This window comes from Kribbella sp., from assembly GCF_035687465.1.
Lineage (GTDB): Bacteria > Actinomycetota > Actinomycetes > Propionibacteriales > Kribbellaceae > Kribbella.
In genome coordinates this window covers 24,676-36,539 of record NZ_DASRXP010000374.1, presented here as the reverse complement: position 1 = coordinate 36,539, position 11,864 = coordinate 24,676, and the positions used below count along the sequence as shown (strand labels likewise).

Sequence of the window (11,864 nt, the reverse complement as noted above, 5' to 3'; positions counted from 1 at the left end):
ACCCACCACCACGTCGCCGACGCCTCCGACGACGCCGCTGCCGCAGTGCGATCCCCCCACGGCGACTCCGGATCCGACGCCGACCCCGGATCCGAACCCGACCTGCACGCCGGCGCCAGCCCCCCAGAGCACGACCCCTTCCACCGCTTCGGCCTCCGAAACCCCCTGACCGGAGCCACGGTTCGCGGCCTGGCGGCCGCCTGAGGCCGGGATCACGGCGGGCTCCGCTCTCGGACGATCCACAGCGCCCAGTGAGGCTAGTACGGGCGGGGTTGAGCGCGCCCTGAGTGACCCTTTTACGGGGCGTTACCGGCTCAGGTAACTTTGCGTCGATCTGATGTAACTTTCTGGCGTATGGGTCGTTGTGGGAACTATGCGCCTAACCCGTAGTGGAAACCGTCGGGTCAAAATAATCATCGCTTCACTGTGCACGGCCCCCCTCCTGGTAGGGGCCATCGTCACAGTCGCCTCGGGTGGAGCCGGTGCCTCCGGCCAGCTCGCGGCGGACAGTCCGGTCGCCCCATCGCCTGGGGCCGGGCTGAACAGCGGTGAATTCGACGAACTGACGATGATCGTGCCACAGCGTCCAGGAGTGGACGGCCGGATCGGATCCGACAAGCCTGCCCGCGCCGATGTGCCCGTCCAGGGTGCGACCGACGGCAGTGCCGTGGTCCGGCCAGGCCGGGCCGGATCGGTGAACGGCATCCCCCGCGGGGTCTTCCCCGCGTACCGCAGGGCCACCGCGAATCTCGCCGTGGTCCGCCCGAACTGTGGGCTCACCTGGCCGTTGCTGGCCGGGATCGGCAAGGTCGAGTCGAACCACGCCAGCGGCGGCCGGGTCGACGTGGCCGGCACCACGCGGGGCAAGCTCCTCGGTCCGGTGCTGAACGGCAAGAGCGGCACCGGCAAGATCAAGGACACCGACAAGGGCCGGTACGACGCCGACCTCGCCTGGGACCGTGCGGTCGGCCCGATGCAGATCATCCCGGGGGTGTGGAGCGAGTTCGGTGCCGACGGCAACGGCGACACCTACCGCAACCCGAACAACGTGTACGACGCGGTCACCACGGTCGCCGTCTACCTGTGTTCGGAGGGGGACGACCTGAAGCGGCCGCGGGACCTGGTCGCGGCCCTGCTGCGGTACCAGCACTCCAAGGACTTCGTGGCCACCGTGCTGCGCTGGATGCGGGTCTACAGCAAGAGCGCCGTACTGGTGCCGAACGCGAAGGGCAACCTGTCCAACCCGAAGCCGGCCGGTAACGCCGAGCGCAAGGTCGATCCGCGGGATGTGCCGGACGTGCCGGACGACAAGGCAACGGCCACGCCGAAGCCGAGGCCGACGCCGGGCACCACCAAGCCGCCGATCCCGGAGCCCGTCGAGGAAACGCCGACCGGTCACCCGACGACCCGGCCGACCGACCGGCCCACGGACAAGCCGACCACGCCGACGCCGACGCCCACCCCGACGCCGACGCCGACCCCCACACCGACACCGACGCCGACTCCCACGCCGACGCCGACCGACACCCCGACCGGCTCGCCCTGCGCGAGCGAGACGAACCCCACTCCCTGCACCCAGGGCAGCGGCTCGCACGGCTGAGCCCTTCCCGGTTACGGTCGGCGGTATGACCGCAACCGGCGTACTCAGACTCGTCGGCACGGTGTTGCCGGCCGGCGAGCAGCAGGAGCTCCACCTCAGCGGCGGGCTGGTCATCGACCGGCCCGCTGCTGGCAGTCGACCGGGGCGGTGGGGTGGGGGAGGTACAAGCACAGTCACCCTCAGCACCGGCGGCTGGATCGTGCCCGGTCTGGTCGACGCGCACTGCCACATCGGCCTGGACCAGCGCGGCGGTGTGGACCGTGAGACCCAGGAGCAGCAGGCCATCACCAACCGCGACGCCGGCGCGCTGCTGGTCCGCGATGCCGGCGTGGTCTCGGACACCCGCTGGATCGACGACCGCGAGGACCTGCCGAAGATCATCCGGGCCGGCCGTCACATCGCCCGCTCGAAGCGCTACATCCGCAACTACGGCTGGGAGATCGAGCCGGAGGAACTGGTCGCGTACGTCGAGCAGGAGGCCCGCCGCAGCGACGGGTGGGTCAAGCTGGTCGGCGACTGGATCGACCGGGAGTCGGGTGACCTCACGCCCTGTTGGCCGGCGGAGGCCCTGAACGCGGCGATCGCCCGGGCCCACGAGCTCGGCGCCCGGGTGGCCGCCCATGTCTTCGGCGAGCACGCGCTCCCGGACCTCCTTGCCGCCGGCATCGACTCCATCGAGCACGGCACCGGCCTGCAGCCGGAGATGATCGACCGGATGGCCGAGACCGGTACTGCGGTGGTGCCGACGATGCTGCAGCTCGAGAGCTTCCCGATGTACGCCGACCAGGCCGCCGAGAAGTTCCCGCGCTACGCGGCTCACATGCGCGACCTGTACGACCGCCGGCTGAGCACCCTGCGTGCCGCGGTCGAGGCCGGAGTACCGGTGTTCGCCGGGACGGACGCGGGTGGCGTCCTCGGGCATGGTCTGGTCGCCCAGGAGATCAAGGCGCTGACGACGATCGGCATGACCGGCGAGCAGGCCCTGGCCGCCGGATCCTGGTCGGCGCGGGAGTGGCTGGGCGTTCCCGGCGAGCTGGTTCCGGGCGCCCCAGCCGACCTGGTCGTCTACGACGAAGACCCCCGCAAGAACCCCGACATCCTGGCCCACCCCCGCCAAATCATCCTCCGCGGCCGCCTGATCGGCTGATCCCTCGGCCGAGTTCCGTCGCTCCTGCACTGCGTGGAAGAAATTTGCTACGGAGCGGCCATTTTCCTCCACGCCGTGCAGGGCGACGGCCTACTTGACCGGACAGGTCGGGCCGCAGGGCGTTGCGGGAGTCCGTGGTGCGGTGCGACGCATCACCTGCAGCACCTGTACTGCGACCTCGCACACGCGACTGGTCACGTCATGCCAGCCGTAGCGAAGAGTCGATTCCGCCCGAAGTGTGGCGCGGTTGTCCCGGGCAAGGTCGCGCCAGCGCCGGTCCGGGCGCAGATGAAACCGCCCGTCCAGCTCGACGACCAGCCCGAACTCCGGATAGGCGACGTCGGTGAACTCGTTGTCGACGCTGCGCTGACGTCTACCCGCTGGCAACCCGTGGAGGCGCTCGACGTCACGCAGGTAGCGGAGCTCCAGCAATGAATGAGATCCGGCGGCGACGTCGGACAGGACCGGTTGCAACTCGCGCCGGTAACGGAGGCCGACCCGGGTTCTCAGGGCGTCGGCGATCGCCGCGGCGCTGACGCGACCACTCTGGCAAGCTTCGGCGATCACTGCGGCCGCGTTGTCGAGAGACTCCGAGATGTCGACGATGTCCAGTACTGCGTGCGCTGGTTCGCTTCGCGGTGGGATGACCCTGCCGACGCGTTCCTGCCAATGTCTCGATCGGTGCAGTCGCAAACCGGGCTGCGTCTGGACCCGGCGGTGAGCCGGAATTGTCAGATAGATGGGCCGCTGATCATCGACGCGGATGAGGCCGAGTTGTTCCGCCGCTGAATAGTGGCTCCAACTTGCCTCGGGTCCGGCGTACAGGAGTGCGGCAAGCAGGCGAGCATCGTGCCCGATCGGGCCGGTGTGGGTCGCATAGACGCCCGGGTGCACCGTCTGCCACATTCTGCGTCGGAGCCGCCGGCGGATCTCGGTCTGCGACCAGTCTGCGGCAAGGAGCTGTGGACGGGAGACGATCCGGTCCTGCGTGTGAATCAGGACGTCGATGCCTTCCGCGTCGAGCTGCTGCTGCCACCACCAATCCATCGGACCAGGCTGACGGAAATCGGCCGCAAGTGTCGTCGCGGTTGTGGATATCGGGGGTTCCCCAGAGTTCACCTGCGGGTGACAGGACAATTTCACCCGGTGACGGGGAAATACTCACGTAACTACTGGCCTGTGCGGAACTTATTGCCCTACCGTGAGCTGCACCTGCCGACGCCCCTCGGCGGGACGTCTGCCGCGGGAGGCGCGCGCGGACGTCAGATGGGAAGGAAACCCCGATGGGTCAGACCGCCCGCATGACCAGACTGACCGCGATGCTCGCCGCCGCAGCCGCCGGAGCGATCGCGCTCAGCGGCGCACTCCCCACCAACGCCGCCCCACCGCCCGAACCGGTCGGCTCCGCGCTGCCCGGCGACCTCGCCAAGGCGTTCCAGTCCGCGTCCACCTCGTACGACGTACCGCGGGAGGTGCTGGTCGGCATCGGGTACGCCGAGTCGCACCTCGACGGGCACAACGGCGAGCCGAGTCAGGCGAACGGCTACGGCCTGATGCACCTGGCCAGCAACCCCACCAACCCGACCATGTCCGAGGCGAGCAAGCTGACCGGGTTGCCGGTCGAGAAGCTCGCCAAGGACTCAACGGCGAACATCCAGGGCGCCGCGGCCGTGCTCGACTCGTACGCCGACCAGGTCGGGCTGGCGGGATCCGCCCGCAAGGACCTGGGCAAGTGGTACTCCGTGGTCGCGCAGTACTCGCACTCCGCCGACGGTCCGACCGCCCGGCTCTACACCGACGAGGTCTACCGGATCATCGGCCTCGGTGTCGGTGCGGCCGGGGTCAGCATCGACCCGAAGCAGGTCACCCCGGACCGCGGCAAGTACGCCAACGTAGCGCCCCTCGGAACCCGTACTCCGCAGTCGATCGCGGCAGTCGACTACCCGGGCGCGATCTGGAATCCGGCCATCTCCAGCAACTACCGGGTCGGCCGGACCGCTGCCATCTCCACCATCGTCATCCACGTGACGCAAGGCTCGTACGCCGGCACGATCAGCTGGTTCAAGAACGCCTCGGCCAAGGTGAGCGCGCACTACGTGATCCGGTCCAGCGACGGCCAGGTCACGCAGATGGTCGCCGAGAAGGACACCGCCTGGCACGTGGGCACCGCGAACCCGTACACGATCGGCCTCGAGCACGAGGGCTTCGTGGATCAGCCGTCCTGGTTCACCGACGCCATGTACCGCTCGTCGGCCGCGGTGACCAGGAACATCGCCGACCGGCGTGGCATCCCGAAGGACCGCGCGCACATCAAGGGCCACGTCGAGCTGCCCAACCAGACACACACCGACCCGGGTCCGAACTGGAACTGGACCTACTACATGCAGCTGGTCAACGGCGATAACCCGAACCCGCCGACGTACAACTTCACCACCTACGGCGCCGGCGTCCGGGTGCGGGCCACGCCGAGGCTGAACGGCACGATCCTGCTGGAGCTGCCCGGCCCGACCCAGGTCTTCGTCACCTGCCAGACGCAGGGCGACTCCGTCACGGCCGAAGGCACCACCAACAACTGGTGGGCCAAGCTCCGCGACCAGGGCGGCTACATGACCAACATCTACATCGACTACCCAGCAGCCAAACTCCCCGGAGTCCCCGACTGCTGACACCCGCTTGCGTCCGAAGAACCTTGCGCTATAGCCCAAGGTTCTTCGGACGCAGCGGACTTTGAGGTTCGCTACGATCCAGGGGACGCCCGGGTGAAGAGTAGAGCCTGCTGTACCGACGGTGAGGGCTCCGTTGTCGCAGGATCGTGGTGACGACTACGAGAGGGTTCCTGCGATGCTCACGAAGATCCTGCACAAGGGTTGGCCGGCGTGTAAGTACCTGCTCATCCGGTTTTTCATGGGCATCTCGCTGCTGGCAGTGATTCCGATCAGCCTGCTGCTGGGCTGGTGGAGCCCCAACGTCACCGCAACCCTGGTCCGACTGGCCAACCGGGAGCACGACGAGGCATCGAAGTACCTCGGGCTCACGCCGGAGTCGGCGCTGCCTGCAGCGGCGCCTCGCCGTCCGGGAAACGTGGTCGCGCTTTTCCGGGACGAAGCCTTCCGGCGGAGTCTGCGGATCCTGCTGATGCCGCTGGTGGTCATCCCCGAGCTGGTCATCGCGATGCTCGCACTCATCGCTGCGCCCGCGGCGGTCGCCAGTATGGCGCTGTGGCAGCTGCAGCCAGGCAGTTTCAACCTGATGGGTCTCAAGGTCGACAGCTGGTTCGAATCGCTGACACTCGGTCCTCTGCAGATCCTCACTGGTCTGGCCATGCTGCAGTGGGTAACGCCAGCTGTAGCGAGGGGACATGCGCAGGCTGTCCGGCAGTTGCTTGCCCCGAGCGCATCCGAGTTGGAGACTGCCCGGCTGGCCGCGCGGGTTGAGGAGCTGACCCGGACCCGTGCTGGTGCTGTCGATTCGCACGGGGCGGAGCTGCGCCGGATCGAGCGGGACCTGCACGACGGCACTCAGGCACAGCTGGTCTCCCTTGCCATGCGCATCGGTATCGCCAAGCAGACGATGGCCGACGATCCAGAGAAGGCCGCGAAGCTGCTGGACGACGCCCGCGATGGCGCTGAGCAGGCCATGACGGAGCTGCGCGGCGTACTGCGGACCATGTACCCGCCGATCCTCGCCGACCGTGGTCTGGCGGGAGCGGTATCGGCCCTGTCCGCCCGGTGCCCGATCCCGGTCGAGTTGCGGGTCGGTGAGCTAGGAGCTGTCCCCGCCTCCGTGGAGGCCGCCGCGTACTTCGTGGTCGCGGAGTCCTTGACCAACATCACCAAGCACTCCGCGGCCGGGCATGTCGACCTACTGCTCGAGCGGCGTGGCCCGGAGCTCTACCTGGCCGTCACGGACGACGGGATCGGCGGCGCGCGAGTCAACGACAAGGCCGACCTGCTGAACCGGGGGAGTGGCCTGCATGGCATGGTGCACCGGGTGGAGGCGATCGACGGTCACATGCGACTGCAGAGCCCCATCGGCGGGCCTACTACGGTCGAGGTGATCCTGCCGTGCGAGTAGTGATCCTCGAGGACAACCCGATCCTGGCCGAGGGACTCGGCTTGCTGCTGGGCAACTCTGGGTTCGAGGTGGCCGCAGTCGCCGGTGACGCGGACGCCTTCGCCAAGGCAGTCGCGGAGTACGAGCCCGGCATTGCGATCGTCGACGTACGGTTGCCGCCCACCTTCACCGACGAGGGTCTGCGCGCGGCGATCGAGGCTCGCCGGGTCCGGCCGGGACTGCCGGTGCTGGTGTTCTCGCAGTACGTCGAGGAGGTGTACGCGGCGGAACTGCTGGCCGCCGGCAGCGAGGGAGTCGGGTACCTGCTCAAGGACCGGGTCTCGCGGGTGGACGAGTTCATCGAGGCCGTACGCCGGGTCGCGGCCGGCGGAACCGTGCTCGACCCGGAAGTGGTCAGTCAGCTGATGGTGAGGCGGAGCGATCCGCTGGAACGGCTGACACCCCGTGAGCGCGAGGTACTCGCACTGATGGCCGAGGGCCTCGGTAACACCGCGATCGCCCAGAAGCTGGTGATCAGCGAAGGCGCTGTGCACAAGCATGTCGGCAACGTCTTCCTCAAGCTCGACCTTCCCCCGACCGACTCGGGTCACCGCCGCGTCCTCGCAGTACTGGCTCACCTCGGGCTCTGACCGGTTCCGGACACGGCTGCCGCAGGGATAGCGGTTGCCCGCTGACAACGTCGGCATCAGCTCTTGACGGACCGTGGTAGATCCAGCACGCTGTGTCGCGAGAGCGCTCTCACCGCACCCCAACCGCCCCGAGGTGAGGAGAGTCCGAATGAAGATCCTGGTGGCCGCCACGCACGTCGTGAGCGTGGTCGACGTTCCCGCCCAAGCGGCAGCCGGTCCTGAACCAGAGCTCGCCGTGCCCCGTCAGACGAACGCGATGCAGGACGACCTGGGCTTGACCAAGCCGCAGGTCCAGGAACGTCTCAAAGCCGAATCGGTTGCGACCAAACTGGTCCCCGCCGCACAGCGCGCTGCTGGAGCCGCCTTCGGAGGCGCCTGGTACGACACTGCCAAGCAGAAGTTGGTGGTCGGCCTCACGACGCAGGACCAGGCGGCTGCTGTACGAGCCACGGGCGCTGACGTTGCCGCAGTACCGGTGACGGCAGCGGCGCTCGATCAGCGGAAGGTTGCCGTCGACAAGCTTGCTGGCAAGTCCGTACCGGCCGCTGTCAGTGGCTGGGCCGCGGATCCGCGCACCGGCAGCGTGGTAGTCAACGTTCAGGCAGGCAAGCGTTCCGCAGCAGTCGATGCCTTCGTCAACAAAGTCGCCAAGGCAGGAACTGTCACTGTCCGGGAAGTAGTGGCCGAAGCCCCGCGCACCTTCGCCGCCGGCACGGTCGGGGGAGACCCGTACTACACCGGCAACGTCCGCTGCTCGATCGGCTTCTCGGTGCACGGCGGGTTCGTCACCGCGGGGCACTGTTCCGGCGCCGGCGCCAGGACGAGCGGCTGGGACGGCTCGGCTCAGGGCGTGTCCGCGGGTCGTCCTTCCCCGGCAACGACTTCGCCTGGGTCCAGATCGACAGCGGCTGGTGGACCGTGCCCGTCGTCCTCGGCTGGGGCCAGGTCAGCGACCAACTGGTCCGCGGTTCGTGGGAAGCACCCGTCGGTACGTCGGTCTGCCGCAGCGGATCCACCACCCACTGGCACTGCGGCACCATCCTGGCCAAGAACGAGACGGTGAACTACGGCAACGGCGCGCTGTTCTACGGCGCGACCAAGACCAACGTCTGCGCCGAGGGCGGCGACTCGGGTGGTTCCTTCATCACCGGCGACCAGGCCCAGGGAGTCACCTCGGGCGGCTGGGGCAACTGCAGCAGCGGCGGCGAAACGTGGTTCCAGCCCGTCAACGAAATCCTCTCCACCTACGGCCTAACCCTCCACACCGCCTGACTCCACCCCCTCACGCATCCTTCGGTCCCACCTCGCCCTTCTCGGGAGACGTCGGTGACACAGACCACGCCTTCCGAGAAGGGCGAAGTGGGACCGAAGGATGCAAGAGAGGGGAGGTCAGCAGAGGGGGACGCCGGGGAGTTGGGCGGCTGGGTGGTTGATGTAGATGTTGGTGATGAAGCCGCCCTGGTCGCGCAGCTTGGACCACCAATTGTTCGTGTAGCCCTCGGCCGTCACCGTGTCGCCCTGCTTCTGGCAGAGCACCCAGACAGAGGTCGGCCCGGCCAGCGTGGTCACCACGGAGGCGTTCAGCCTGGCGTCCGACCGGACGTTGATACCGGATCCCCAGGTCATGAAGTTGGTGCCACCGCCTCCGCCGCACCCGTTGTCGCTGGTCAGGTAGTACTGGTTGTACGAGCCGGGATACGCGAGACCGGAGCCGTTGATGACGATGTTCTGGCCGACGCCGTTGAGCAGTTGCTCGTAGTGGATGTGCGGACCGGAGGAGTTGCCGGTACTGCCGGTCACCCCGATCTGCTGCCCTTGGGAGACCTGCGCCCCGTTGGCGACGGAGTACGAGGAGAGGTGGAAGTAGTAGGTCTTCCAGCCGCCGCCGTGCTCGATGGCGATGTAGTTGCCGGCTCCGCTGGGCTGGGAGAACCGGTACGCCGTACCTGCGGCTGACGCGAGGACCGGGGTCCCGTTGGTGGTGCCGCCGTCGGCGCGGACGAAGTCGAGGGCTCGGCGGACCTCGGCCGAGTGGTGGCTGTAGGTCCAGCGCTGACCACAGGGGAACGGGGCCTTGAAGTTGGGGGCGGCCTGGGCCTGCGTCGGTACCGCCACCAGAGTGGCGGCACCGAGCAGCAGACAGGCCAGCACAGCGAGGATTCGTCTGAGCGGCACGATGATCAGTCCCTAAGCGACCGGTCACGGGCGGTGATGTCCGTGACGCCTGGAGTGACGAGCCTCAAGGTAGCGCACCGGACGTCAGCAAGGAACCAGCCGAACTCAGATCAGGTTAGTGATTAACCTGGGGTCGAATAGTCAGGCTGTCTCGTCCTTCACAGGCTCCAGCGTTGGGGTCTGACCGTTCGGCTTGGTGTTCAGCGACTCGATCAGCTGCTTGGCCAGCGCGAAGCCGGAACCACCCATCGTGATGGTCTTCACGAGGGTGTCCTCGATGCCCTGGGCACCGTTCAGCACGACCATGTTGCCGACCTTCTCGAAGGACGACGCGGCCGCACGGACGATCTCCGGGTAGGCCTCGGCCAGTTGTTGTGCGACGACCGCATCGGTGTTGGTGGCCAGCGCCTCGGCGCGGGCCTTGATACCGGCCGCCTCGGCCATCGCCTTCGCCTGAACCGCAAGCGCCTCGGCCTTACCGTTCAGCTCGGTCGCCTTCGCCTGCGCCTCACCGCGCAGGGTGACCTCGCGGGCCTGTGCCTCGGCCGCCGCGATCTGCGCATCCCTTGCCGCGGTCGCCAGCGTGCGCTGCTTGTATGCCTCGGCGTCCGCGGGCTTCAGCACGCTCGACTCGAGCTGCTTCTCGGCCAGCGATGCATTCAGCTTCGCGGTCTCGGTCTCGGCGACCACAACCTGCTGGCGGGCCAACGCTTCGGCCAGCGGACCGGACTGCGACGCCTTCGAGTTCGCCTGGTCGACCTCGGCCTGATAACCGGCCTGCGCGATAGAGCTCTGCCGTACTGCGGCTGCCTTCGCCGCGGCGGCGACCTGCTCGCGCTCGGTCGCCTCGCGGTCCCGCTCGGCCTGCGCGATCCGGGCCGCGGCCTCGACGGCGGCGGCCTGCGGACGACCCAGGTTCTGGATGTAGCCGGACTCGTCGTCGATCTCCTGGATCTGCAGCGAGTCGACCACCAGCCCGAGCTTCTCCATGTCACCGGCCAGCGAGCCACGGATGTTCGTGGTCAGCGTCTCCCGGTCGTGCAGCATCTCCTCGACCGTGGTGGAACCGACGATCGCGCGCAGGTGGCCGGCGAACAACTCGTGGATCGTGGACATCACCTGCTCGTCGCTCTGCTCCAGGAACCGACGTGCCGCGTTCGCGATCGAGCCGTAGTCGTCACCGACCTTGTACGCCGTGACGCCCTTGATGTGCAGGGGAATCCCCTGGCTGGAGACACACGTCACCGTCAGGGGAGTCGCGCGGATGTCGAGCGGCAGCCGTCGTACGGTCTGGAAGCCGGGCAGTACTGCGGTGCCGCGGCCGACCACGATCTTGAAGCCGAGCGTCTCGTTGATCTGCTCGGTGCTCGAGTGCGCGCCGAGCCCGGAGATGATCAGGGCCTCGTTCGGCTCCGCCACCCGCCAGACCATCCGGAACAGGAGCAGGAGGACCACCAGCGCGATGGCGCCGGCGATCAGGTACGTCCAGGGCATTTCCCCTCCAGGGAACACTGCGTCGATATGTAAGGCTCAGAAGGCGCGGGCGACGTAGACCGTGCGTGGCGGATCGAACTCGACCACCACGACCGGCGTCCCGACCTCGATCACCTCGTCGGCCGCGGGGTAAGCGTAGAAGGCCTCGGTGGCACCGCGGACCGGCAACATCACCTCGCCGACGATCCCCGGCGCGATCCGGCCGATCACGCGTCCCCGCTTGCCCACCATGACGTCCCCTCCGACGCAAGACCGCCTGCTCCAGTTCCCGAACCCTATCGTCCGTCACGCCTTGTGGTCGGCTCGGCTCGGGAGCATGGTTGAGGGGTCGACGCGCGGCCTGGGGGTTGGGGGAGGGGTCATGGGGGCGGAAGTTCGCGTGGGGGTCGTCGAGGACGGTTCCGACGAGGCGCGGCTCGAGGAGCTGGCGCTGATGCTGCGGGAGGAGTTGCTCGCGCTCGATGTCCGGTCGGTCGAGCCGTACCGCGAGGGCGAGGCGCCGGAGGGGACGCGGGGCGGTCTCGCCGCGGTCGCCGGCCTGCTGACGGTTTCGATGGGACCTGGTTTGCAGGCCGTCGGGGCGGTCGTAGCCGTCGTCCGTGCCTGGCTTCGCAGATCCGGCAGCGGACGGACGGTCAAGCTATCGATCGACGGGGACGTGATCGAGCTGGTCGGTGCCAGCGACGCGGTGCAGCAGCAGCTTGTGGACGCCTGGGTGAAGAAGCACTCGGGGACGGACGCATGA

At 68.1% G+C, this 11,864-nt stretch carries 13 protein-coding genes; 9 read left to right on the top strand and 4 right to left on the bottom strand.

From position 1 onward, the window contains the following. From VFG33_RS19725 to VFG33_RS19715, 3 genes are all read left to right on the top strand, one after another. Positions 1-204: hypothetical protein (locus VFG33_RS19725; RefSeq protein WP_325054378.1), on the top strand; the 204-nt coding region annotated here is incomplete at its 5' end. 364 nt (positions 205-568) lie between these two features. After that, entirely contained in the window at positions 569-1,600 is a 1,032-nt protein-coding gene (locus tag VFG33_RS19720; protein WP_325054377.1) for a lytic transglycosylase domain-containing protein, read from the top strand. Positions 1,601-1,625: 25 nt separating this feature from the next. Beyond that, positions 1,626-2,747: an amidohydrolase family protein gene (locus VFG33_RS19715; RefSeq protein ID WP_325054376.1), complete on the top strand. Its 1,122-nt coding sequence runs from the start codon at positions 1,626-1,628 to the stop codon at positions 2,745-2,747. A gap of 90 nt (positions 2,748-2,837) precedes the next feature. On the opposite strand, the gene VFG33_RS19710 is transcribed toward VFG33_RS19715, so the two are convergent. Continuing rightward, entirely contained in the window at positions 2,838-3,794 is a 957-nt protein-coding gene (locus VFG33_RS19710; RefSeq protein WP_325054375.1) for a hypothetical protein, read from the bottom strand. Positions 3,795-4,030: 236 nt separating this feature from the next. On the opposite strand from VFG33_RS19710, the gene VFG33_RS19705 reads away from it, so the two are divergent. The 5 genes from VFG33_RS19705 (at position 4,031) to VFG33_RS19685 (ending at position 8,722) form a co-directional block, all read left to right on the top strand. Then, complete coding sequence (locus tag VFG33_RS19705) at positions 4,031-5,413, top strand: N-acetylmuramoyl-L-alanine amidase (protein WP_325054374.1); 1,383 nt, start codon at positions 4,031-4,033, stop codon at positions 5,411-5,413. A gap of 175 nt (positions 5,414-5,588) precedes the next feature. Beyond that, positions 5,589-6,821 carry a sensor histidine kinase gene (locus VFG33_RS19700; RefSeq protein WP_325054373.1) on the top strand — a complete coding sequence of 411 codons (1,233 nt, stop codon included), beginning with the start codon at positions 5,589-5,591 and terminating at the stop codon, positions 6,819-6,821. Beyond that, positions 6,812-7,450 (top strand): LuxR C-terminal-related transcriptional regulator, encoded by a 639-nt coding sequence (locus VFG33_RS19695; RefSeq protein ID WP_325054372.1) that lies wholly within the window; start codon positions 6,812-6,814, stop codon positions 7,448-7,450. The genes VFG33_RS19700 and VFG33_RS19695 overlap by 10 nt, the downstream gene beginning before the upstream one ends. A 148-nt stretch (positions 7,451-7,598) precedes the next feature. Then, on the top strand, positions 7,599-8,513 hold the full coding sequence (locus tag VFG33_RS19690) for an alpha-lytic protease prodomain-containing protein (RefSeq protein WP_325054371.1): 915 nt from the start codon (positions 7,599-7,601) through the stop codon (positions 8,511-8,513). Beyond that, positions 8,510-8,722 (top strand): trypsin-like serine protease, encoded by a 213-nt coding sequence (locus VFG33_RS19685; protein ID WP_325054370.1) that lies wholly within the window; start codon positions 8,510-8,512, stop codon positions 8,720-8,722. Before VFG33_RS19690 ends, VFG33_RS19685 begins: the two co-directional genes overlap by 4 nt. 117 nt (positions 8,723-8,839) lie before the next feature. Here VFG33_RS19685 and VFG33_RS19680 read toward each other — a convergent pair whose 3' ends face one another. The 3 genes from VFG33_RS19680 to VFG33_RS19670 form a co-directional block, all read right to left on the bottom strand. Then, a complete protein-coding gene (locus tag VFG33_RS19680) occupies positions 8,840-9,625 on the bottom strand; it encodes a peptidoglycan DD-metalloendopeptidase family protein (protein ID WP_325054369.1) in 786 nt (261 codons plus the stop codon). A gap of 141 nt (positions 9,626-9,766) precedes the next feature. Further along, complete coding sequence (locus VFG33_RS19675; protein ID WP_325054368.1) at positions 9,767-11,119, bottom strand: flotillin family protein; 1,353 nt, start codon at positions 11,117-11,119, stop codon at positions 9,767-9,769. 36 nt (positions 11,120-11,155) lie between these two features. Continuing rightward, on the bottom strand, positions 11,156-11,350 hold the full coding sequence (locus tag VFG33_RS19670; RefSeq protein WP_325054367.1) for an NfeD C-terminal domain-containing protein: 195 nt from the start codon (positions 11,348-11,350) through the stop codon (positions 11,156-11,158). Between the two features lie 130 nt (positions 11,351-11,480). Between VFG33_RS19670 and VFG33_RS19665 the strand changes: the two genes are divergently transcribed. Then, positions 11,481-11,864 (top strand): hypothetical protein, encoded by a 384-nt coding sequence (locus VFG33_RS19665; protein WP_325054366.1) that lies wholly within the window; start codon positions 11,481-11,483, stop codon positions 11,862-11,864.